The sequence below is a fragment of the Paenibacillus sp. FSL H8-0317 genome, assembly GCF_045040685.1.
Lineage (GTDB): Bacteria > Bacillota > Bacilli > Paenibacillales > Paenibacillaceae > Paenibacillus.
The window spans coordinates 6,872,858-6,897,214 of the sequence record NZ_CP150294.1 but is presented as its reverse complement, the minus strand read 5'-3'; the positions used below and the strand labels follow the sequence as shown (position 1 = coordinate 6,897,214).

Genomic DNA, 24,357 nt, shown 5'->3' with positions numbered 1-24,357 from the left:
CTCGTCTCTTTTTACATTTCGATATGACCGCTTTTGGTTGCGGATAATTACATTTCCACCAACATTAAAATAATGGAGGACAGACACAGACAAGTGCTGACGAGATAGAGCACAGCAACAACCTGTTTATGATTCAATCCGGCACGCAGCAGTCGATAATGAGCTTGACTTGCATCGGCCTGATAGATCGCTTTACCTTGAATGAAGCGTTTAATAACGACAAAGATGTTATCAAAGATCGGTACACCCAGCGCCAGAATCGGAATGAAAATGGACAACATGGTTGCTTGTTTGAATGCACCATCCAGAGCAATAACCGCCAGAATGAAGCCGAGGAACGTAGCACCTGCATCGCCCATGAACACTTTGGCAGGAGCTTTGTTGTACTTCAGATAACCGATCGTCACACCGACCAGAATGATCGACATGAGTGCAGAATCACTTTGGCCTTTGGCAAGGGCCACGATGAACAGGGTAATCGCCGAGATGGCCGATAATCCGCCAGCCAGTCCGTCCATGCCGTCCGAGAAGTTGATGACTGTTGTCACCCCGAAGATCCACAGGATCGTTAGAATGAATTGCAGCCAGATTGGAAGCATGACATATTCCGCGTTGAAGGGATTCACGAATCCGGTGAACGCAATACCTGAAGCAAATACGAGTACTGCCGCAGAGACCTGTACGAGCATCTTGGGCAGGGCAGGGAAATCTTTGCCTTTTGTTTTGTACCAGTCGTCGACGGTACCAATCGTTAGCAAAAGCATACCACCAGCGACCAGGGCCGCCGTTTCCCATGTGATTTCTTTCGTCAGAGCAATGTATGTCAGGAAAAATCCAGTAAATATCGCGTAACTCGCCGTGAGCGGGATAGGTTGCCTGTGCAGCTTACGCTCCACATCTTCTCGAGGCTTGTCCACAAAATCGAGCCGATGAGCCAGTCGACCAAGCGGCGGAATAAGCAGAACCACGACAGCAAAAGACACTATAAAAGCCAGTATGTATACCATAAACTCGCTTGTTTCACTCCCATCTACCAATTTCCCCTTATTATACGAGTTAAACAGGAAATCTGTCGATGTCATTATTGTAACCAGACGTACGCAAAGGTGAGCAAAAGTTCAGGTTTTATCGCATTTGAGGAAGATAGGAGCCAAAATAATGTTTTACGGCTTCAGCATGATATCCATCATCACCATGCCAGGTTGCTGCAAAGACAAAATCGCTGGAACCACCTTTGCGTTTTCTTGGTTTATCTCCAGGAACCAGTATGCCTGCTGCCGCCCAGATTTCCAGCAGGGCATCTCGCTCCTGTTTGCTGGAAGGGAAGAGATCCTTCCACTTTTTCTCCAGTGAGCGAGCACTGTCTTTGGGGTCTTCCGTCTGAGCTGCTTTAAGCAGGTTGACCAGGATGGCTTGGTCTTCAGGAGTTACTTCATAACTTGCATCGTTGTCCTGAAGCAGTAATTCCAGATCCATCAGGCAGTAGATAAGCCAGCCATGCCGTACGCCGCCCCACTTGATCCGTTCAAAGTTCAGGACGTTTAGGTCGACGTTGGAATATTCCTTGTCTGACTGCAAACGCAGGAAATTGCAATCTCCACAGGCACTGGTATTAGCGTGAAGGGCAGGGCGTTCCGCGTAGGTGTGTAAAGGCATGTTCGATGTTAAAGCCCAGCTGGATAATGCGCTGCGCAGGTAGACTTTTTTGGTGGACAGACTATGTAGAAAGGCCGAAATCACGCGTTCCTTGAAGGAGTCATCCTGATGCATGGCGTACAGACGCTGGACAATCTCATCATGCGTGATCGTGAGTGGGTCGAACATAACGCCTTTGCTCTTGGCATATTCAAATTCATCTCCAGAGAAGGGTGCGGAAGTTGTTTTCCAGCCGCCGCCTCCCCAGAATGTGCTCAGCAGTATCTTTGCCGCTTTTTTGTCCATATGGTTAGCCTCCTTATATGGGAATTGCGATCATGATCATTGTGATTATTCTATCTCAGACCTGCTTAATGTGCGTATTCCGCGGATGTATTCAGAATCATCTCGACTAGTCCTGGAAAACGTGTATTTAGTTCTTCCTTTCGTAGGGAATAAAAGTGCTGTTTACCTACAATACGCGGCTGGATCACGCCAGCTTCACGCAAAATTTTGATGTGATGGGACAACGTGGATTTGGAAATATGGTCTACTTCGAAGGCGGAACAGTTTTTCTCGCCAGAGCTGGCCAGACAGTGTGCAATTTTCATGCGTATTGGATCACCCAATGCATTGCAGACCGTGGTCAGCTTGAATTCCGAAGCCATAGGTATCGTTGGAGTTCTCATATCTATGACGTTAGCATATTCGGCTGTACCTTTCAATGTTTGAAATATTTCGAACTATAGAAGTTGAACTTGTAACTATTACACTTGTTTACTCCGATTGCAGTACCATCTTTCGATCGCTCTTATCCCCAGATTTTCTTTATTCCCTTGGTCCAAGGGAAAAATCCGTTGATAAAGGCGAACGCTTCGCTTCTTCAGATTGGTTCTGCACTCTCCGTGTTAGTGTAAAAGTCGGTCTCAACTTATATATCTCTTGCGGGGAGTATAAGAAGTATGATACATTTCTTTTCAATTAGTTCGAAAATATTCGAACTGAAAGATTGGAAAACGGCTTTTAATTCTAGGAGGAATATAAATGAGTACCACAAATACAACTACGATGTTGAACAACTATTTCCGTTTATTTGATGCTTCACGCACAGACGAGCGCGCCATGGAGGACTTATTGTCCCTGTTTACACCTGACGCAGAGATTGTGCTTAACGGCACCAGCAGAACAGGATTCGACGGTTTCATGAAAGCTTTTTACGAATACAATAAGGATATAAAACATATGTGGGATGCGTGGGTGCAACAGCCCGACGGCAGCTACCAGACCAACTGGGCGGTATGTGGACAAGCGGCAGACGGAACGGTATATGCCAAAGCAGGCATCGATATCGCACGTGTAAATGATGCGGGACAGATTGTGTATCTGGAGAATGTACAGGCCGACCAGAATGCGTTCAGCAAGTATAATCAGTAATTAAAATCTAGGATTTCAGTTCTATAGTTGTTAGAAATCTGAATCCATAAAAGATAGGAAACCTTAACTCCACCGCTTTTTCATGCTGTGGGGTTTTGTTATACCCAGCATGCTCAATCCTTCTTTTTAGGGTAGGATTAGAATAAAGGGATGAATGTTATAATTCTTATTTGTTGGAATAAAGAGGAGTGAACTACATGAACGAAGTTGGGAACCGAAACGCCATGGAACCTTTAGAGGTCATACCGATGGTCGGTATTGGACCATTTAAGTTGGGAATGAGTAAATCAGAGGTAGAAGAGATCATTGAGTGCATCACCCCGGAGATTAGTCAGCTCTACAACCAAATGGAGTATGATTCGGAACATAAACTCTATTTCATTGAAGTAACTAATCCACACGATTATCCACCTGATGAATCTGATGTTGTCCTTACATATGATAATATTGATGTCTTTCGAACAAAGGCTGATGATCTCGTTAAGCTAATAGATAGTAAAACACCATATACTCGAGACATCGATGCGGAGTTGGGATTTTCTTTTATTTTCAAAGACATCCAATTGGCTTTGTGGAGACCTAGCGTGATGACCGAAGAAATGATGAATTCAGTTGAGTTTCTGACCGAGTTTACGCCAGAGAATCAGGAACTGGAAAAGAGGTTTTTCTATTTTAGGACGGTTGCTGTGGCGGCCCCTGGATACTTTAATAGAACATAAAGGGAAGCTCCAAGTATGATGAGAGATAAATTTGATCCAATCTAAATAGAGTTTATATAGTCTGTGCATGAAAAAAAGCCCATTCCCATATGGACATAACCATGGCGGGGTGGGTCTCTTTAACTTACGGCATCTCGTATTAATTCTAACGAACTGTACACATGCTATTGGAGGGTATTTGGCAAAAGTAATTTTCTAACGAACCACAGACACGTTAATAGGCTAAATTTTCAGTTCTTGTGCAGGTTTTTGCCCATGAAAGCCGATATAAGGTGGCTCAGGTTCGTTAGATTTTGAAAACATGCTAAAAGCTTCAAATAAGACGTCTACGATTCGTTAGCGTATTCCATGTTCGACTTTTTGAATCTCGGACGTGTAACATCCCACGCCTTCCCTACCCCTGCATCGTCTTATTCTGAAAAGCAGCGATATCCGCATACTCTTCTTCAAACTTACGGGAGATGCGGATGAAGATCGGCAGCAGTTCACGGTACACGCGGACACTTTCCGGGTCAGGCTGGTGCCGATGTGTTGATCCGATCATGCCGGAGACGGCACTCAGGGAATCGATGCGGCCAAGGGCGTACAAGCCCAGTACAGCTGCGCCGAGGCAGGAGCTTTCGATACTTTCAGGAATGATGACATCCTGATCGAAAATATCTGCCATCATCTGACGCCACAACTCAGAGCGGGCGAAGCCGCCTGTCGCCTGAATTTTCTTCGGACGACCGATCTTTTCTTCAATTGCCAGCATGACGGTATAAAGGTTGAACAACACACCTTCTAGCGCAGCGCGAATCATATGTTCTTTCTTATGATGCAGCGTCAGGCCGAAGAACGAACCCCGTGCGTTCGGATTCCAGAGCGGAGCCCGCTCACCTGTCATGTACGGATGGAACAAGAGACCTTCCGAACCGGGAGGTACGTTCTCAGCAACACGAGTGAGCACTTCATACGGATCGATGCCAAGTCGTTTCGCCGTTTCCACCTCGGAAGCCGCAAACTCGTCCCGAATCCAGCGGAAAATAACACCGCCATTGTTAACCGGTCCGCCAATGACCCAGGCATCCTCCGTGAGCGCATAACAGAAGAAACGTCCTTTTGGATCGGTCACTGGTTTATCCACGACCGTACGAATCGCTCCGCTAGTACCAATGGTTACGGCCACGACGCCTGGGTCAATGGCATTCACGCCCAAGTTGGAGAGCACACCATCACTGGCTCCGATGACAAATGGTGTGGTGACCGCAATGCCCATCTCCTTGGCGTATTCCGGGTGCAGTCCATGTTTCAACACATGTGTGGTTGGGACCAATCGGGATAGGTGTTCCGGCGTAATGCCCGCCACATGTAGCGCTTCTGCATCCCAGTCGAGTTTCTCCAGATTCATGAGCCCGGTGGCGGAGGCCATCGAGTGGTCAATGACGTATTCAGAGAATAGTTTATAGAAAACATATTCTTTCATGGATATGAATTTGTACGTCTGTCTGAACAGTTCCGGTTGATCCCGGGTGAGCCACATAATCTTGGTGAGAGGGGACATCGGGTGAATCGGCGTACCTGTTCTCAGATAGATTTCGTGACCATTCATCTCCGATTTGAGTGCTTCGGTCCACTCGGCACTGCGATTATCTGCCCAAGTCATGGCCCGCATTAGCGGTTTGCCGTGTTGATTGACAGGCAGAATGCTGTGCATGGCCGAACTGAAGGATACAAACAGGATGTCCTCTGGCTTCACTCCCGCTTTGGACGTGGCCTGTTTAACGGATTCGATGACTGCTTTGAAAATATCTTCCGCATCCTGCTCCGCAATCGCAGGTGTGGGGGTGTGTAGCGGATAATCGGCACTGCCTTGAGCCACAATGGTTCCGTTCTGTTCGAACAAGACGGCCTTGGTGGAGGTCGTGCCGATATCTACGCCGATCATATAGGGTGAAGAAGCCATTTTGTCATCCCTCTTTCTTAAATATATAAGTGAATGAATGCTGTTACACGTTAACACTTCGGGTACAGAAAGCCTTCCGATCGCCGTTATCCCCAAATTTCTTGATTCCCTCTTCAAAGGGAGAAATTTGGTTATAAATGCGAACATTCCATTTCTTCAGGCCCTTTCTGTCCCCTTCGCGCACGTGGCGCTATTCATCCAACTTATATGGCATCTGTTATTTCAACTATAGATAAGAATATCAGACTTGAGGGATGGATCAAAATGCCACAATCTTAGTCCTTCACTGCTCCTGCCGCAATATCCGAGATAAACTGTCGGCTGATGAACAGGAACATAACGATGAGCGGAATGACGGCAAGCAACGTACCAGCGATAACCATGGCATAGTCTGTGTTATACAGTCCGTTTAATTGAGACAACGCAATCTGCAACGTATATTTGCGTTCATCCGTCAGGACGATCAAAGGCCACAGATAATCATTCCATACGCCGATGAAGGTGAACGCGCCGAGGAAAGCAAAGGCAGGTCGCAAGATTGGCAGCGCCACGTTCCAATAGAGTCGGAAGAAATTACAGCCGTCGATGCGGCCTGCATCCAGCAGATCGTTCGGAATCGACTCCGTAGCATATTGGCGAATCCAGAAGATGCCGAAGGCGTTCACCATGCCCGGAATAATGAGGGCTTTGAAGGAACCGACCCAACCGAACGTTGCCATCAGCACGAAGGAAGGCACCAGCGACAGCTGGGAAGGTACCATCATGGTCGCGAGCAGCAGGATGAAGAGCCACTTTTTGCCGGGAAATTCAAACTTCGCAAACGCAAACCCCGCCAGTGAGTCAAAAAACAGCACCAGGATCGTTACGAGGCCTGACACAAACAACGTATTCAGAAAAGCTCCCCAGAAATCAATCTGCTGCAACACCCGCGTGATGTTATTCCACAGTTCACCCCCGAACCAGAGCTGGGGCGGGAACTTATAGATATCGGACGTTGTCCGGGTGGACATTACAATCAGCCAATAGAACGGGAACATGGATATGAGCATGCCCCCGATAAGACCGGTATACAACACCAGCGATTTGAGGTGTTTGGTCGCCATGTGCGCTCCCCCTTATCACATCAGGATGATTTGCCTTGAACAAGCTTCCAGTTCACAATCGAGAACAGGGCGATAATGAGGAACATACCCCAGCCAACAGCAGCACCATATCCAAAGTAATTGTTAATGAAGGATTCACGGTAGAGGTACAGTACAATCGTCATACCTGCTGCACCCGCGCCACCATCATTGCCTACTAATACTTGCGGCTCAGTGAACAGCTGCATACCGCCAATCGTTGATGTAATGACCGTAAACAGGATCACAGGACGCAGCATCGGAATCGTAATTCGGAAAAAGGACTGTATCGCTGATGCGCCGTCAATCTTGGCAGCTTCGTATAATGTCTGCGGGATACTCTGTAATCCCGCCAGATAGATGACGGCGTTATATCCGGTCCAGCGCCAGACTACCATGGAGGAGATTGCGACTTTAATGCCCCATGGTGCATTTAGCCACTCCACAACCGGTAGCCCGACCGACTGCAACAGATAATTGAGAAAGCCATAATTGTTGGCAAACAAGGCACCGAAGATGATGGCCACCGCCACGATGGATGTGACGTTTGGCAGGAAATAACCGACCCGAAATAATGTACGGAACTTCACAAATGGTGCATGCAGCAGAAAGGCAATAATCAATGCGAAGAAGAGCATCGGAATCGTCGAATAGATCCAGATCATGAACGTATTGCCCACGGCTTGCCAGAACTCGGCATCGGTCAGCATGTATTTGAAATTGTTGAGTCCGTTGTACGTCATGACACCGATGCCATCCCATTTATGAAAAGCCAGATAGAGTGAGAACCCGATCGGGAACAGGCCAAATACCGCAAACAGAATATAAAACGGCGATATCGCAACATAAAGTGCACGATGCTCCCACATCCTGGACCACAGTGACTTCTGCCGATCCAGATCAGGTCTTGCATTTCCGGGATCGGGAGTAAGACGAGGTTCAGTTACAGCCATATGAATTCCTCCTTTGCGGATAACGAAACCACACGTTCTTCAGGTTAACGCTGTAATTCCCGCTCGACGCGGTGCACCGTATCCGTCCAGACCTGCTGAGGATCGGCATTTTGCTTCGCGACATCATTTAGCCTTCGAGTAATAATGTTGTGTACGGAGGGGTATCTTTCTCCAAAAAAGGCATCCGGCACTTGCTGTGCCGATTCGGCAAATACCGGCCCCGTCGCCTGTCCGCCGAAGAAAGGTTCTTCTTCTTTCATGGCAGGGTCATCAAATACACCTGGGGCAGAAGGGAACAGGTTCAATGTCTGATATTGCTCGAGCTGATTCTCGGGACTTTGCAGCCAGCGAACCAGTTCAAAGGCTTCCTGAGGATGTTCACTCGACTTCAGGATGGACAGGAAGGATCCCCCGTTATTGCCATCTCCCCCTGGTGCCCGAGCGACCCGCCACTTCCCGGATGTATCGGGAGCGGCTTCCTGAAGAACTTGTTTCATCCAGACAGCACCTACGAACGAGGCGATTTCGCCATTATTCATTGCGGCGTTCCAGCCCGGAGTCCAGCCGTCTGCATTGGCAAGTAGTCCCTTCTCTTTGAAAGCTATGGAGGTATCCCAGCTTGTTCGTACCAGAGCAGAATCCATGCCGATGAATGAACCATCCGGACGGAAATAACGTTCAGCTCCTTGGGACAGCACTTGGTTGTAAACGCTTCCAATGTTATCGGTCAGATATACCTTGCCTCCGAATTTCTCCTTGAGCTGTTCTCCAGCAGCGGCATATGCATCCCAGCTGTTAATCTGGCGTGTAACGTCTTCGGGTTCAGATGGCAATCCGGCTTCCTTAAACAGATCTTCCCGGTAGAAGAGGGCAGTCGGTCCGGTATCCATCGGAAACCCGATCATCTGTCCACTTGGTGTAACGCCTTGCTTCCATTTCCACGGCAGATATTGGTCTTCAATATCTCCTGCACCGAGATCATACAGATTATAGAAACGGTCCTCACTGGGGAATAGCTCCATGATCCAGTCGTTCAATGCCACAATGTCTGGTTCACCTGAGCGTGCAGCGAGTGTTGTTTTGAGCTTTGCTTTGAAATCACCGCCGATTTTCTGAGCTGTCAGTTCAATATTGGGGAACTTTTCCTTAGCCCTGGCAATCAACTTATCATCGATGGAACGATTCCAGTACCATAGTGTAAGCGCTACCTTTTTGTTGTTCGCTGAATCGTCCTGTCCGGGCCAGATGGAGCATCCGCTTATGAGCAGGACGCAGATCATCAGTATGGCTGTCCAGCATGTTCTTTTCCGGCGGATCATGTGCATAACCCCCTCATTGTTAAGTTCGAGGCATGAAGTGCTTTGGACTACAACATTAGTGTATGAGCAGTTTATAAACTCATACCCAATATTCCCGAAATGAAACACATATTTGTGTCCGTTGCGTAACATAATTTTGGTAGTTACTTTAAAAATAAAAGTTACTTGACACTTTATAATTTTTATTCTAAACTAACTTACATAAAGTAACTAATGATGATGAAAATAATATAGATACGTACTATATAATATCCAAGTGATCCATTTTCGCTCTGGATGCGAATCAATCAACATACAAGTTGGCCTAAACAGGAGGAACGACAATGATCAATGCACATATTATTCAACTACTTGCCCCCAAAATTCAGACTTTTCCGAGTGGAAAAGAGTTTATATACCTCGTGGGGCCGATTAAGCTCCCCGTAAACCTCGATGGAGAGACCAAGACATTCCAGTGGTACAGCTGGATGAAATCGGAAAAAGCGATGGAGAGCGGCGAGTTAATTGAATCTCTTGCTGAAGCTGAACTGGCAGAGCGTCAACAATCCAGTGTTCTGGTGTATGGTGACTTTGCCAACGCACAAGAAGCGCTGATCCGGATGCATAGCATCTGTCATACAGGCGACATCTTTGGCAGCAAACGCTGTGATTGCGGCTTCCAATTGGAGCAATCTATGAAGATGATTGCCGCTCACGGAGCAGGTGCCCTGTTCTACCTTGCCAACCATGAGGGACGTGGCATTGGTCTGTTCAGCAAAGCCATGGCGTACATTTTGCAAGAAGAAGGTCTGGATACGGTAGATGCAAACTTGCAGCTCGGATTCACGGACGATGCTCGTAATTATGACGATGCGATTGCTGTATTACGTGCGCTTCGCTCTGCTCCGGTTACATTGATCACCAACAATCCACGGAAGCTGGCTGCCTTGCAGGAAGCGGGATTAAATGTGGGTGGACGTGTGCCACTATGGGGGGATCGTTCTGCTTTCAACGAGAAGTATCTGCAAACAAAAGTGAATCGTTCCGGTCACTTGTCAGAAAATGATGGTTGGGCTGGGGCAGAGACGCTGCTTCCGCATGCGCAGGCTTAATCATTATTAATAGACGTAGTTGATTAGTCGTTGTAGTACTCTTCGTTATGGAGAAGTACAGCAGCGGCTTTTTTGTATGGAGGATAGGATAGCGATCAGGGTTTCCTGATTCATGGAATGGCTTGCCGTTCCCACAGTGCGGATTATACAATATAGGCATCTGATGAATGCGGGAGGAACCAAGGTGCCATTTGAGGGACAACGTATATTGCCGGCTGCAAAGAGCATGAAGCAGTTTGAAGCGATGATTGAAGGCCCTTATACCTATGGGGTGATGCTGGAAACCCATATTGCACAGCTTCAGAGTGTAATGGACGAGGCGCGGCGATATGACAAAAAGATACTTTTGCATGCAGATCTGGTACAGGGATTGAAGAACGATGAGTATGCGGCAGAGTATCTGTGTCAGCATATTCGCCCGGCAGGACTGATCTCTACAAGGGCAAGTGTAATTCAAAAGGCGAAGCAGAAAGGCATTACAGCCATACAACGTATTTTTCTGCTCGATACCCATGCACTGGAGAAAAGTTATCTGCTGCTGGCTAAAACCCAACCGGATTATATTGAAGTACTACCTGGCGTCATTCCGCATATTATTGCGGAAGTATCTGTGCGTACAGGGATACCCATTATTGCAGGGGGATTGATCCGTTCACCGGAAGAGGTTGAACTTGCGCTTGGCGTCGGGGCTACGGCAGTGACCACATCCAACGCAGATCTGATCCGACACTTTGAGAAATCGCTTACATAAAAAAGAACCCACAACTGGAGGTTGTCTGTATGGAAAAATATATTTTGGCTCTGGACCAAGGAACGACGAGCTCCCGGGCCATTCTATTTAACCACGGCGGGGAGATTGTGCACATTGCTCAGCAGGAATTCCCCCAATATTTCCCCAAGCCGGGTTGGGTAGAGCAGAATGCCAACGAAATCTGGAGTTCCATTCTTGCCGTGATGGCTTCATGTCTGGCAGAGAGCGGAATTAAGCCTGTCCAGATTGCCGGAATTGGAATTACGAATCAACGTGAGACCGTTGTGGTATGGGACAAAGAAACAGGCAGACCCATCTATAATGCAGTGGTATGGCAATCCAGACAGACCGCAGATATCTGTGAAGAATTGAAGACGCAGGGTCTCGGGGATCTTTTTCGCCGCAAAACAGGATTATTGATCGATCCCTACTTCTCGGGGACAAAGGTGAAATGGATTCTGGATCATGTCCCTGGTGCCCGAGAGCGGGCAGAGAAGGGTGAACTGTTGTTTGGCACGATTGATAGCTGGCTGATCTGGAAACTAAGCGGGGGCACACATGTCACGGATATATCCAATGCCTCACGTACCCTGATCTATAACATCTATGATCTGCAATGGGATGACGAATTGTTGGATGTCCTCGACATTCCTAAGGCCATGCTGCCAGAAGTGCGAGGTTCATCCGAGGTGTATGCTCACACAACAGACTATCATTTCTTCGGTCATCGGATTCCGATTGCGGGGGCAGCAGGAGATCAACAGGCAGCGATGTTTGGTCAGGGCTGTTATACCAAGGGCAGTATGAAAAATACATATGGTACCGGTTGCTTCATGCTCATGAATACGGGAGAGAACCCGGTACAATCGGATCACGGACTGATTACGACCATTGCCTGGGGGATGAATGGCAAGGTGGAATATGCGCTTGAAGGCAGCATTTTTGTTGCAGGCTCAGCGGTTCAATGGCTGCGTGACGGATTAAGAATGCTACGCTCTTCAAAAGATAGTGAGGACTACGCCTCACGCGTGCCTTCGACAGATGGCGTGTATATGGTACCTGCATTTGTGGGACTGGGCAGTCCGTATTGGGATAGTGAGGTCAAGGGTGCAGTGTTTGGCCTGACCCGCGGCACGACGAAGGAACACTTTATCCGCGCTACACTGGAAGCATTGGCGTATCAGACCAAAGATGTACTGGAGGCTATGGAATCCGACTCGGGTATTCCTGTGCATGCTCTGCGTGTCGATGGCGGGGCGGCGGCTAATGATTTCCTGATGCAGTTCCAGAGTGATATTCTGGGCATTCCTGTCGAACGCCCAACGGTGAACGAAACGACTGCATTGGGTGCGGCTTATCTGGCAGGTTTGGCGGTTGGGTATTGGACGAACGCGGATGAATTGGCCGATCATGAGAATACGGAGCGTGTCTTCCATCCTGTTATGGCTGAGGAACAACGGACAGAACTGTATACAGGCTGGAAGCGTGCAGTGAATGCAGCAATGGCTTTTAAATAAAAGGAATGAAATGAATATCTCTTGGTGTGGGTATTTGTACTTTTTAACTAAACATATGTTATAAATGATATTTACTGGTGGAAAATGATGCATGATTTACAGGGTTATTCTTCCTGGAGAGAGCAAAATATATACCCACTATAAGGAAAAAAACAAGGTTAGTGGATTCATTTGAAATTCCATCCTTTGGCAGAACAACTTTTTGAATTTTTTTTGAATAATGTGTCATTTCAGGACTTCACGCCGTCAAAAATCTGTGATAGGATAAAGGCACAAGTTAAAAAATGATGTCTGGAGATCGGGAGGGACCACGTGCCGCTCAGCAATTGCTGAGCGAATGACGTGGTCCTTTTTTTGTTTTTTTACGGAAAGATTAAGGAAATCAGTGGGAGGTTCAAGAATGACAGAAACGTTCTCGTCAGCACACCGGACCGAATATTTGCAAAGCATGGCGAATGCACATTTTGACGTATTAATTATTGGCGGCGGGATTACAGGCGCAGGGATTGCATTGGACGCGGCTTCCCGTGGATTGAAGACGGCGCTTGTCGAAATGCAGGATTTTGCAGCAGGTACATCCAGTCGTTCGACCAAACTTGTCCATGGCGGATTGCGTTATTTGAAGCAATATGAAGTGAAGATGGTTGCTGAGGTAGGACGGGAGCGGGCTGTCGTTTATGAGAATGGGCCACATGTGACAACACCGGAACCGATGTTGTTACCGATCTATACGGCAGGTACGTTCGGCCGCTTCAGCACATCCATTGGATTGATGGTGTATGACCGGCTCGCCGGGGTGAAGCGCAGTGAACGGCGCCAAATGTTGAATGCTGGAGCGGTGTCGGATAGTGAACCTTTGCTGCGCAAACAGGGGTTGTTGGGTGGTGGACTCTATGTGGAGTACCGGACTGATGATGCCAGGCTCACCATTGAAGTTATGAAAGAAGCTGTCAAACGTGGGGCACAGGCAGTGAACTACGTCAAGGCGAAAGGTTTCCTGAAGGAGAATGGCAAGATTACAGGTATTGAAGCTACGGATCAGATCGATGGGCAGATGTATACGCTAAAAGCAAGTAAGGTGATCAACGCTTCCGGTCCATGGGTGGACGGTCTGCGGGAATTGGACGGTTCGCGCCAGGGGAAAACACTGCAGATGACCAAAGGCATTCATTTGGTCTTTGATGGTGAACGATTCCCATTAAGACAGGCCGTCTATTTTGATACACCAGATGGTCGAATGGTGTTTGCTGTCCCACGTGATGGCAAAACCTATGTAGGCACAACCGACACCGTATATCAGGACGATCCTGCACACCCGCTAATCTCCGACTCGGACCGCGATTATGTGATTGATGCAGTTAATGGCATGTTTCCAGATGTACACATTGGTACCGAGGATGTGGAATCTGGATGGGCGGGTGTACGACCACTAATTCATGAGGAAGGCAAGAATCCTTCCGAAATTTCACGTAAAGATGAAGTCTGGGTATCCGATTCCAACCTGATTACGATTGCCGGGGGCAAATTAACCGGATACCGTAAAATGGCCGAGATGGTTGTTGATCTGGTCGCACGCCAGATGGAGCAGGAGAGTGGGCATTCCATAGGCCCTTGTGTAACGAAAAAGATGCCCATCTCCGGCGGTGATGTAGGGGGATCGGCTGGATTTGTATCGTATGCGGAGCGCAAGATCAAGGATGGTGTTGCCTTGGGGCTTGCTCGGCCTGCTGCGGAGCGGCTGGTCTGCACGTATGGTTCCAATGTGGAAGCATTATATGAGCGAATGCCCGATCCACGAACCAAGTCAGAACTTCATGGCATGCCACAGGAGCTATTGCTTATGCTACATTACGCGATTGATGAAGAGATGGCTGTAACCCCGTCTGACTTTTTGGTACGAAGAACAGGTGATTTATTCTTCCGTATTGATGAAGTTCGTCGCTATAAAGCAGCGGTTATCTCGTATATGGCTGGTCGTTTGGACTGGTCGGAAGAGGAAGTGGTTAAACATACACAGGAGCTGGATCAGCTGTTGCTGGAAGCATCCGGCAAAATCTGAGGCAGGATTTCAAGATCGAGAGTCGAATGGAACATGTAAGCGTGTAACATAGAGAGGGGATTACATCCATGACATTACAGATCGGAATCATTGGAACAGGCTGGTTCAGTAAGGTACACGCGGATATTCTCGCACGGATGGAAGGTGTTCGTGTTGCGAGTGTCTGTGGAACATCGCTCGAAAAGGCAGAGGCTATGGCCTCCGTTTATGATGCTGTGGGTTACGGGGAACTTGAACATATGCTGGATGGTGAGAAGCTGGATGCGGTGTATATCTGTGTGCCTCCGATGTCTCACGGATCGATTGAGTCCGAATTAATCCGCCGCGGTATTCCATTCCTGGTGGAGAAACCGTTGAGCACCGGAATGGATGTTCCGCGTCAGGTATTGGATCAGGTACAGAAGAACGATTTGTTAACCTCTGTAGGTTACCATTTCCGTTATCAGGAGGCTGCGCAGGTCCTGCAGCAAGCGATGAAAGAACAGACGGTCGGCATGGCTATTGGTCGCTGGATGGGCGGAATGCCAGGGGTCGCCTGGTGGCGGCGTCAGGACGGTTCAGGAGGACAATTCGTAGAGCAGACTACACATATTGTAGACTTGCTTCGGTATTGTGCAGGAGAAGTTACGGAGGTATATGCTGTAGCAGCTCAGCGAAGCATGCATGAGAAGCATGAGCATGTGACCGTTGCCGATGTGGCGAATGTGACGCTTAAGCTGGAAAGTGGAGCGATTGCCAGTATCGCCAATACATGTCTGTTACCAGATGGAGAGGGCGGCGCAGGGCTCCAGTTCTACACGGATGCAGGCGTGTGGGATTGGACGCCAGAACGTTTGCTTCTGCCAAGTGCGGCAAAACATGCGATGGCAGGTCTGGAGATTCCGGCAGGACATAATCCATACGAGCGTGAGAATGAAGCGTTCATTCACGCCCTGCGTACGGGGGACCGTTCACGAATTCTGTCCGATTATGCGGATGCCTGCCGTACACAGGAGATTACGACGGCGGCGCTGGCATCAGCAGATTCCGGTCTGCCTGTACAGCTTCAGCCTTCAAAACATCTCTCTCATTAAAAGGTTGAAGGTAATATAAATACGCCTGAATCAGGGAATGATCCGCAGATCAGCCTAACATTCATCAATTTGAGATAAGAACCCAACTGGATTAGCGTAGTGAGATGTACTCAAGTAACGGACAGCACGTTTATTTCAGCTGTCCGTTACTTTTATCCGTTGAGATACTACGGTTCCTTAAGTAAATCGTTAACTATTGATGTTTAATTCTCTTATTAACCATTCGAAATTTATACTATATATCAATAGTTGTGTCCATATAATTGTGTAAAAAGAGTTTCCAGAAAATGAAGGGAGCCATGCGGAATACCCTCGGTTAGAATGTTGTTGCGAGAGAAATTACTCACCGGGATATTCAGAAGAAAGTCAAACGTATGGTATTATCCCCTTTTAGTAGACAAGAGAAAAAAGACATCTGTTAAGATGGACTTAATCTTGTCAAACGAAGGGGATTTTTTCATGGCTAAAAAAGGACAAACTTTCCGGCGGTACTCCTTAGAATTGAAATTGGAGGCGGCCCGGCTGGTCAACGGGGAACACATGAGTATACGTGAAGTCGCGAAATGTTTGGGCATTCAAAATAAATCTCAGGTACAAGTATGGGCAGCAAAAACGAAACAGGGAATGAGTTTAAACCTGTTACATCCAAACGGGGACGCCTTAGGACAAAGTTTTCCAGTACCGAAGAAGAGTGTCATACTTGCGGGCGGAGATTGAATACTTAAAAAAGCAGTATCCAAATCTACACAAGGAGTGACGAGTAAAGCTGCTCGATTTCAGATCATAGAGGATTTACGAGTACGCCACGGCCTTTCTTGGCTCTTAAAGTTAGCTGCGGTGTCTCGCTCGGGCTATTACAAGTGGAGAAAAAGCATACCAGCGGCAAAAGAACGTAGACACAAACAACATGAATTGGAGTCGCATATGCTTGCGATCCATCGCGCACATCCCTATTATGGTTATCTTCGAATGACGGTAGCATTACGAAAAGAAGGCCTTAGAGTCAACCACAAAAAGGTATATCGATTAATGAAACAAGTAGGAATCTCTTCTGTCATTCGAAAGAAGCGTCGATTCTTTGGAAAACAAGCTTCTGTGGTGAATCCGAATCGACTTCAGCGCCAGTTCCAGACGGATACGCCATGTACTAAACTGGTCACAGACATCACCTATATTCGTGCTGGAGAACACTTTGTGTACCTGTTTGTCATTCAGGATTTATACAATAATGAGATCGTAGCTTGGCATCTATCTGTACGAAATGACTGGCTTTGGTTCATGAAACGCTGGATAGACTCCGTCAGCACGCGGATCTGAGTGGCGTAATCCTGCACTCGGATCAAGGATTTCAATATACCTCGAAGCCTTTTAACCGTAAACTGAAACAGCTCGGCATGCTAGGCAGTTACTCTAGGCGTGGAAATTGCCTAGACAATGCCTGTATCGAGTCTTTTTCTCTCGCTTAAAGACGGAGAAAATATACTTGAATAAAGCGGCAAATAAAGCAGAGGTTGAACAACAAGTGAGCGAATACATATTGTTTTACAACCAAAACCGATTTCAGAAAAAACTAAACGACCGTTCTCCGGTAGAACACCGGGAAACGACCGCAGCTTAAATTTTGTCTTTTTTGTACTGTCTACTTGACAGAGTTATGACCAGAAGTTTCGCTGAGGAACTTCCACGACTTAGATGAGGTTAAACGAGAAATTAAAGTATACATGACCTACTATAATCACTACAGATACCAGTGGAACTCAAAAAGGATGATCCCTGTAGAATATAGAGATCACCTTCTTCAAGCCATGTAGGTCTTTTTTAGAAATGTCCTTTTCATAGGGTACAGTTTAAAATTGGTCAGCCATTTTCTATTTTCCAATAGGTTTAACTTTAATTTGATCAGCAACCAATTCATTCCTTAAACTATCGAATTTATATGTGATATTGAAATCACAAACATATGTCGGAGATTCGCCAACAGATCCCGAAAGGCCCAATTTTATTTTTTGATTCTCCAAAGAATAAATCACTACATCACCGAAGGCGAGCTCATCTTGCTTGTAATCTGGCGATGGATCAGTACTATAATTAAATTTAGATTTTTTTCCTTGCACATTCATTGTAATTGCTAATGTCCTATCATCTTTTTAGCAACATGCGATTCAATCTGATCATTGACAATATCCTCATACTTTTGGACTTTAATTTCGGATAAGTCCTCGGCATTAACGACATGAATATCAAAACTATCTAAACCTGTCCCTTTTCCAGTTTGGATAATAACTACAGCTTCTTCTTTACCGTCACCTGTAAGATCAGTATAGAATATCTGCGGGTCATTTCCGGTATCACTAGGGAGATCCAAAGCAAAGTCCTTTTCATTACCGTTAATATCTAGTGGAATCCCATCGGTCATCGAATAAAATTTCACCTTTTCATCTTCGGAAGACCCAAGCAATTTCTCATCTGTATCTTGTACTGACATTGTTGTTGCTTGTTAACTGGGTGACGCACCCGTACCTTGTGTAACCGTTTCAGGCTTATCTGATCCACAGCCTGAAAGCAAAATGACACTCAACAACAGCACTATACTAGCTCTTTTTCCAACAAAACTTTCCCCTTTCATCTACTACCTAGCAGAAATTATATCAGAGCAAATGAACTGATAAATTACACAAAAATAACATTATTTACAAATGAAGTTAATGTTTCGTCATAATCACAAACAATAATATACCCAACAAAAATATCATAAGAATTATATACTCTTTAAAAGTATGCTTGAAAAAATCGTCGATCTTAGCAATGCTCTATGCTTTATTTGGCTTGAAAATTACTCTGTGTATACCGATACATAGAAGAAGGAGATTTCTTGAAACCATTAACAAGATAATTATAGCCTTTTTGTTAATGTGTTTAGCTTTAGGAATACATACCGCTAGTGCAGATGCAGCCTTTAAAGATGTATCATCGACCCACTGGGCAAATAATGCTGTTCAATCTGCAGTGTCTAAAGTTTATTTTAAAGGGCCATGTGACGGAATTCCAAACCCAATGCACCTGTTACTAAAGAAGCATTCGCTGTCTTGCTCTCTCGTGTATCCTCAATGAATCCATGGAAGGCATAAGCTTTTCATCTAGTGTACTTGGACGCTGGAGCGAAGAAGGGGTGACGACGCCTTTGCAAAAGGTTTTGTTTCTAATATAGATATGAAATCAAAAAGTTAACTAAATTATTTAAAAAAGTGATTTCAATTGAATTGCAATCACTTTTTAAATGCTTAAAATCCACCAAAAATGCATAATTCCGGGATGCAATTTTATGATGGCCTAAACATGTGATGACAGTCGCTGCGACTCTTCTAACTGTTCATATTAATTTAATACTTTGTATCTTCGAAAACACGACTGAATCGACCTTTATCCTAACAAATAAAAGAACCAATCAGTATGTGTGAATGAACTATTAGTACATAAGTCCATCCAGCATAAATCTTCCGCAGCATTAGAAAATTAGGCAAGAAATCAAACTCTACGTTTATAATTGGAAAGTGGGGATGTCATGGAAACACCATATTCAATATTGAGCACGTTCGTGTTTGGCGAGAAAGCGGTTTATACCCGGTCTGGTGGATTTAATTTCAATGGTTCTTCCATTGTAGGAACCCAAATTTTGTGTATCACAAATAAGGGGAGAATTATTGTATATGACTCTGGGGGGATATTTGGATCTGAGACAATTCTTGAACAATACGCGATGCCAGGAAAGATCAAGGTAACTTCATTAAGCCATCACCTTATTAAAGTTACTAGTACGAGTGCTTACCCTTTTTCCTTTGAGTTTTCCTTTACAGTGGACGAGTTCGAAACGTGCTTGAACCAGATACCATTTGATTGTTTTCAATTACCTGAAGGCGCCTCAAGTGAACTTCCAGCGTATGTTTCCTATGAAAATAAAGGAAAATCCTACATAAACCTAGGTATTAAAGCGAATCAAATAGATTTAAAGGAGAACCTTGGATATGGTGGAACAATTATAACCATTCCATTCCATCGGATATCTAACATAGAGAAAGCTGGAGAATATTCAGTTGAATTGAAAGGGATTTTTGATATAAACCATAAAAAGGTTTCCTTGATTCGTTTGTTTCTTCCCACTAAGGACAAGATCCATGCGCTATTAGGTTTATATAGTATAGCTCCTAAGATTACCGATTTAGTAGGGTACTATAAAGGGTTATATCCTGTCACATTGAAAAAGAAAATCAATACCGATGAACAATCAGCAAAGTTGATTGCAACATTGGTTCAACGATTAGATGGTATTATATCGATAATTGATGAGAAAAATTGGTTGGTTCTGGGTGAATTTCATCCAAAGGTTGATGAGTGTTACTATCAGTCGGACAGCAAGCGAGTGATCATCTTGAAAAAAAATACACTATATGTTATTGAGGCTATCCAGGCAGATACCATACTTTTACTAAAACAATACCGAGGAAGTAATTATAATACTTTACATGACGATAAAGGATTTTTATATGGCACATATGCTAGTGAAAAGTATCAGGGAGAAAAAGTTTGCATGTTATTGGGTAACGACACCTCTCTACAATTCTTGCTTTGGAACGCTATGAGCTTAATCTCAGCTTCAGAAGAAGAGAGCCAAACAGAAATTATTAAATGCGACAACATGATGTTTTTACTCCAAGGGTCAGATATCGCAATGGTAGACTGGAAAAACGAACACTGGCTTTCAACATATGGTGAAAAACGTGTAGGCCAGCTTAATGGACACAAAATTGGATACGATATGAAGAATCAGCCTTTTTATTTTGAACAGAATGAAATGGAACTTATTTTTAGACAAAGCAATAATGAGATTATGTTCACCTATATAAACACGGAGATTAAAGAAATTTCTGTCGCTGAAGCTATAACCGATCATTCTCAAATGACTTTAGTAGACATTCATACGTTGACGAATTCGGAGAAAGGTACATTTTCCCTCCCTGTTCAGGAGATACCAAGTTTGATTTATCTGACTTATCATCATACTAAAATTCCTCTAGTTATGAATACTCCTCCATCTCAGTTGTACTTGAGTTGGACGAGACAAGTAAATGATTTTGCACTGTACCACCTTTTTGGACAGTTGTATGCCTTACAGGCAGGAATTCAACAGATCAAAGAAGATTCGGTCAAAGATCCAGATGAATCAAATCTCAAGCTATTGAATTTTCTCTATTATGCTATTCAAAATCAAAAAAGGCGACTTGACCAGGTTTCAATATACTTACCTGCAATGTTAGAGCACAAGTCCAGTATGATTCTTGGACAGGCTCAACAGCAGCAGAATCAAGATCATTTCCGTCAGATACAGTATGGTTTTATGGGAATAAGTGCTAAGGTGAAGCAATCTCTCTCAGAAATTGAGAGTGCACTATCGCCGGTATACTCGCTACTCGTTCCCAAACAAAGCATAGAGGCAGTATTTAGTAACCGTACAAAAAGAGGATATGGCCAATCTATAGTAACCTTAGGCGCGAGTATTGCAACAATAGCGATTTCAGGCGGAATAGGGATTCCCTTCCTATTAGGAGGTGCATTTACGGGTATAAACACTTATTTTTCTGAGAAGGAAAATAGAATGAAGACTGAAATGGACTCTAATCATGATCAAAATCGAATAGAATTTCATATGACAAAAGCACTTGATATATTTGAACACTTAATGCAAACTCTAATTCCGTTCTATGTTTCCGAAACTAATCGTTATATGATATCAGGTTTTGAAGGTCTTGCGCGAACTTACAACATTGTCAAAATCCAGAAGTGGCCAAAGGTTTGTTTAATGAAATTAATCAATACTATACGTACAAACATTTGCCTATTGACGAATCTGTCATTATTAAACGGAACATAATCGTTGAACAAATTCAGAATTCAACAAATAGTGCTCAACAGCTTGTTCAAATATTCCATAACGAGGTGAACTACAATGTTCCAAAACCAATTGAGACAGCCAGATAAATCAGATCCTTTTGAAGCATTAGGCATTGATTCGGAAAGTATAGAAAACATACCATCTCATAATCCGTTTGATGAATTCTTTTCAGTTGATATGAGTTTAGATGAGATTCAAGTTAATCCAGAACAGCATTATGTTCATCCACACTACGTTCAGTCCTATACCAGAGAAGATGGTACTTTTGTCGAAGGGTACTGGCGTGACGGAGATGGTGACACTCAAGTTGATTTGCACGTAGAAGATGGAGGAGGTTATATGCAAACTAATCCGGACCACGACCTGTTTAATAATCTGAACTCTCCAGATGGGTTTGATATATAAACAGTAGCTGCATTTCCGAGGGTTTACAATTAAATCAATTCAGCATGCAGGCTGAAGGCAAAGAAATCTTCCTTAATAACATTTCAATTTGAGATGGCTAAACAACGTAAGATCCTCATTTGAAAATCTATCTTGGATTGTCAACAGTAAATTTATTTCCTTGGGATTAAATACACAGTAAAACTGTTTGCCTTGTAACATCAGTGTGGAAGCGTTCATTCGCTTCCACTTTCTTTTTGTATTCTTAAATGAGAGAAAGAAGGCATCATTTAAAGATGTATCATCGACACGTTGGGCAAACAATGCCATTCAATTTGCAGTGTCGAAAGGTTATTTTAAAGGATATGCTGATGGCACTTTCAAACCTAAATTTGTAGCTGAGGAAGGTATGAGATCATATGTCCTTAAAACCAATCATTAGTTAATAGACTTCCCTTAATTTACCGATAGATATTAAGAAAGAAATATTAGGGTGAGTAAAAGATTGTTTTACCTGAGAGGCTTTATATGAGGGAGATGATTTTGGAGGAGATTGTCCAATAGTTTGTGTATTTTATGTCGATAGAAATGTCGTCAAGCAGGAATAGAAACTTGGGTATAGATTACTCTGTATAGCTTTACGGGATCTTCGTTGTTTGACAGTTGGCTCTATGTACTACGTAATTTATTTAATTTAAACTTCAGGGGGAATCTTTATGTCAGTAAAACGAAGTTATTTAAGTTTATTTTTTGCAATTATTCTATTATTATCAACAACAGCTACAGTAGGTGCATCTCCATCTGGTGATCTACACGGCGGGTGGGCTACCTACTCCTTTAGTGACCTTACCTCTAAGTCTACTATGTCTAATGATATTCCGTTATACAAGGTTCCTAAAGGTTCAACTATTTCTTTATCGGGTGGGAATCAAGGATCTGCTCAAATTTTTTTCCAAAAAGTTATTTCGTCAAATTTTAATCCCAAGGCTGTGAAGAATGGTGTGGCTTATTACAGTGAAGCTTTTCTTGGAGATCGCTATAAGTTCACAGGGATTGGTAAATCTCTTAGTATTTGGTCTGGGGAGGGGGATTCCAGTGAGAAGTTTACCTATAGATTCGACACTACTGGATATTATTACTTAGGATCTGAGAAAAATGTAAACCAAAGTGTTGCAATGATAGTGCAAGTTGTTACTGGTAAGTCTGTGGAATCACCTATTCGTGTAAATATTTATGGAAAGGCTATTGTTTTTTCTCAACCTCCAATTATGAAAAAGGGTACTGTGTTAGTTCCTCTTCGTCCAATATTTGATAGCGTAACTAAAAAACTCGATGGCAACATGCATACAGATCTTGAATTTACTAAATCAACAAACAAAGTAAGAGTAGAATATGGAGATTTATATTTCATACTTAAAACAGGCTCTAAAAAGGTTGAAACTAATAGCACTACTTCTGGGATACTTACCTTAGCAGTAGCACCAGAAATAATTAATGGGACTACTTATGTTCCTATTAGGGCATTTTCAAATTTTTATGGTCTTGATGTCTCTTGGAATAATAAAACAAGAATTGTTGATCTAAAGAATTAAAACAACTTGATATAATAATTCGAACGAAAAGAGCGTAATCACAAGCATGAAAAAGTGACTTTGACCTTGTATGACCCTTATCAATTTAAAGAGTTGACGGGTATCATTTCTGTAATTAACACGTTTGGGAAGGAAATAAAATTTCATTTTGAAAATGATTGGGATTGGATTTCGTTCGATAAAATTATATCGACGCTTACGTGAATCCAGAGAATTTACAATTACAAATGACTTCTAAGATAAGGGCGCTCCTGGACTTGGTTTAAACCAAGCCTGGACTAAAGGAATCCAACCCGATCGGGAAGACTCAGCTTCTGCAGGAGGATCGAAGGTGCTTCAGCAGAGGTGTTTATACCAATCAAGAGGATCAGGGCAAGAGATTAAGGCGTTAGGGCTGTGCTACCCGGCTCTAAGGCGGCAAGAGCGGCCACCTAATAGCCGCTACGCACCGCTGCGGGGGTTACTTGGCACGATAACGAGAACACCTAAACCGGGGTAGAAAGTCCCGGTTAAGGCGTTCTACGTTCCTGTCCCGCGCTTTACACCCCCGCACGGAGCCAAGATCAAGGGCGTTCTGCTGCAGAGCAGAAAAGGCATGGCGGCATCATGTCCGATCCGCGTTGCTGCGCTTCCATCAAGCAGCCATGCATAAAGGCGGCACCATGATTTCGCTACGCTTCATCATTGTGCTATCCGTGAGCTGATTCAAGGAAGGAGAGAACCGGCATACGCCGGTTCTTTTAGATTGGAAGCATTTTTTTCCCTTTTGCCTTCCGCATGGTAACCCGTGCAAAGCCTACTAAGTGTCCGGCAAGCC

Annotated in this window: 20 protein-coding genes and 3 pseudogenes; 14 read left to right on the top strand and 9 right to left on the bottom strand. The window is 44.5% G+C overall.

The window, feature by feature from the left end:
- Window positions 1-47: 47 nt before the first annotated feature.
- The 3 genes from MHB43_RS30710 to MHB43_RS30700 all read right to left on the bottom strand — a co-directional run bounded on the left by MHB43_RS30710 (window position 48) and on the right by MHB43_RS30700 (window position 2,303).
- Complete coding sequence (locus MHB43_RS30710) at window positions 48-1,007, bottom strand: MraY family glycosyltransferase (RefSeq protein WP_145325010.1); 960 nt, start codon at window positions 1,005-1,007, stop codon at window positions 48-50.
- A gap of 118 nt (window positions 1,008-1,125) precedes the next feature.
- Window positions 1,126-1,941 (bottom strand): hypothetical protein, encoded by an 816-nt coding sequence (locus tag MHB43_RS30705; protein ID WP_405130997.1) that lies wholly within the window; start codon window positions 1,939-1,941, stop codon window positions 1,126-1,128.
- A gap of 65 nt (window positions 1,942-2,006) precedes the next feature.
- Window positions 2,007-2,303 carry a metalloregulator ArsR/SmtB family transcription factor gene (locus tag MHB43_RS30700; protein ID WP_221820270.1) on the bottom strand — a complete coding sequence of 99 codons (297 nt, stop codon included), beginning with the start codon at window positions 2,301-2,303 and terminating at the stop codon, window positions 2,007-2,009.
- A 376-nt stretch (window positions 2,304-2,679) separates the two neighbouring features.
- Between MHB43_RS30700 and MHB43_RS30695 the strand changes: the two genes are divergently transcribed.
- Both MHB43_RS30695 and MHB43_RS30690 read left to right on the top strand, forming a co-directional pair.
- Window positions 2,680-3,069, top strand: coding sequence for a nuclear transport factor 2 family protein (locus MHB43_RS30695; protein ID WP_405130996.1), 390 nt, complete (start codon window positions 2,680-2,682; stop codon window positions 3,067-3,069).
- A gap of 197 nt (window positions 3,070-3,266) precedes the next feature.
- The gene (locus MHB43_RS30690) at window positions 3,267-3,788 is read left to right on the top strand and encodes a hypothetical protein (RefSeq protein WP_339284646.1); all 522 of its coding nucleotides are present in this window, start codon (window positions 3,267-3,269) and stop codon (window positions 3,786-3,788) included.
- A gap of 394 nt (window positions 3,789-4,182) precedes the next feature.
- Here the strand turns inward: MHB43_RS30690 and gntK are convergent, their stop codons facing one another.
- The 4 genes from gntK to MHB43_RS30670 all read right to left on the bottom strand — a co-directional run bounded on the left by gntK (window position 4,183) and on the right by MHB43_RS30670 (window position 9,126).
- Window positions 4,183-5,733, bottom strand: a complete 1,551-nt coding sequence (gene gntK, locus MHB43_RS30685; RefSeq protein ID WP_405130995.1) for a gluconokinase — start codon at window positions 5,731-5,733, stop codon at window positions 4,183-4,185.
- Window positions 5,734-6,008: 275 nt separating this feature from the next.
- A complete protein-coding gene (locus tag MHB43_RS30680; RefSeq protein ID WP_036612996.1) occupies window positions 6,009-6,836 on the bottom strand; it encodes a carbohydrate ABC transporter permease in 828 nt (275 codons plus the stop codon).
- Window positions 6,837-6,856: 20 nt separating this feature from the next.
- Entirely contained in the window at window positions 6,857-7,723 is an 867-nt protein-coding gene (locus MHB43_RS30675; RefSeq protein WP_062837111.1) for a carbohydrate ABC transporter permease, read from the bottom strand.
- Between the two features lie 128 nt (window positions 7,724-7,851).
- Complete coding sequence (locus MHB43_RS30670; RefSeq protein WP_405130994.1) at window positions 7,852-9,126, bottom strand: ABC transporter substrate-binding protein; 1,275 nt, start codon at window positions 9,124-9,126, stop codon at window positions 7,852-7,854.
- 323 nt (window positions 9,127-9,449) lie between these two features.
- Between MHB43_RS30670 and MHB43_RS30665 the strand changes: the two genes are divergently transcribed.
- From MHB43_RS30665 to MHB43_RS30635, 7 genes and pseudogenes are all read left to right on the top strand, one after another.
- Window positions 9,450-10,217: a GTP cyclohydrolase II gene (locus MHB43_RS30665; RefSeq protein WP_339180347.1), complete on the top strand. Its 768-nt coding sequence runs from the start codon at window positions 9,450-9,452 to the stop codon at window positions 10,215-10,217.
- A gap of 184 nt (window positions 10,218-10,401) precedes the next feature.
- A complete protein-coding gene (locus tag MHB43_RS30660; protein WP_339180346.1) occupies window positions 10,402-10,968 on the top strand; it encodes a glycerol-3-phosphate responsive antiterminator in 567 nt (188 codons plus the stop codon).
- A 29-nt stretch (window positions 10,969-10,997) separates the two neighbouring features.
- Window positions 10,998-12,485, top strand: coding sequence for a glycerol kinase GlpK (glpK, locus tag MHB43_RS30655; protein ID WP_339180343.1), 1,488 nt, complete (start codon window positions 10,998-11,000; stop codon window positions 12,483-12,485).
- Between the two features lie 400 nt (window positions 12,486-12,885).
- Entirely contained in the window at window positions 12,886-14,544 is a 1,659-nt protein-coding gene (locus MHB43_RS30650) for a glycerol-3-phosphate dehydrogenase/oxidase (protein WP_405130993.1), read from the top strand.
- A gap of 68 nt (window positions 14,545-14,612) precedes the next feature.
- Window positions 14,613-15,617: a Gfo/Idh/MocA family protein gene (locus MHB43_RS30645; protein ID WP_405130992.1), complete on the top strand. Its 1,005-nt coding sequence runs from the start codon at window positions 14,613-14,615 to the stop codon at window positions 15,615-15,617.
- Window positions 15,618-16,076: 459 nt separating this feature from the next.
- Window positions 16,077-17,235 (top strand): annotated as a pseudogene (locus MHB43_RS30640) (IS3 family transposase).
- A 70-nt stretch (window positions 17,236-17,305) separates the two neighbouring features.
- Window positions 17,306-17,428, top strand: a pseudogene (locus tag MHB43_RS30635) (IS3 family transposase); the annotation flags it as partial.
- Window positions 17,429-17,485: 57 nt separating this feature from the next.
- On the opposite strand, the gene MHB43_RS30630 reads toward MHB43_RS30635, so the two are convergent.
- The gene (locus tag MHB43_RS30630) at window positions 17,486-17,737 is read right to left on the bottom strand and encodes a hypothetical protein (protein ID WP_339180334.1); all 252 of its coding nucleotides are present in this window, start codon (window positions 17,735-17,737) and stop codon (window positions 17,486-17,488) included.
- An 8-nt stretch (window positions 17,738-17,745) separates the two neighbouring features.
- Window positions 17,746-18,102 carry a hypothetical protein gene (locus MHB43_RS30625; RefSeq protein ID WP_339180332.1) on the bottom strand — a complete coding sequence of 119 codons (357 nt, stop codon included), beginning with the start codon at window positions 18,100-18,102 and terminating at the stop codon, window positions 17,746-17,748.
- Between the two features lie 1,077 nt (window positions 18,103-19,179).
- On the opposite strand from MHB43_RS30625, the gene MHB43_RS30620 reads away from it, so the two are divergent.
- The 5 genes and pseudogenes from MHB43_RS30620 to MHB43_RS30600 form a co-directional block, all read left to right on the top strand.
- Window positions 19,180-21,543: a hypothetical protein gene (locus MHB43_RS30620; RefSeq protein ID WP_405130991.1), complete on the top strand. Its 2,364-nt coding sequence runs from the start codon at window positions 19,180-19,182 to the stop codon at window positions 21,541-21,543.
- Window positions 21,544-21,618: 75 nt separating this feature from the next.
- Window positions 21,619-21,969: a hypothetical protein gene (locus MHB43_RS30615; protein ID WP_339180327.1), complete on the top strand. Its 351-nt coding sequence runs from the start codon at window positions 21,619-21,621 to the stop codon at window positions 21,967-21,969.
- A 205-nt stretch (window positions 21,970-22,174) separates the two neighbouring features.
- Window positions 22,175-22,390, top strand: coding sequence for an S-layer homology domain-containing protein (locus MHB43_RS30610; protein ID WP_339180324.1), 216 nt, complete (start codon window positions 22,175-22,177; stop codon window positions 22,388-22,390).
- 274 nt (window positions 22,391-22,664) lie between these two features.
- Window positions 22,665-23,540, top strand: a complete 876-nt coding sequence (locus MHB43_RS30605) for a copper amine oxidase N-terminal domain-containing protein (protein WP_339180320.1) — start codon at window positions 22,665-22,667, stop codon at window positions 23,538-23,540.
- A gap of 51 nt (window positions 23,541-23,591) precedes the next feature.
- Window positions 23,592-23,744 (top strand): annotated as a pseudogene (locus tag MHB43_RS30600) (YolD-like family protein); the annotation flags it as partial.
- Between the last annotated feature and the right edge of the window lie 613 nt (window positions 23,745-24,357).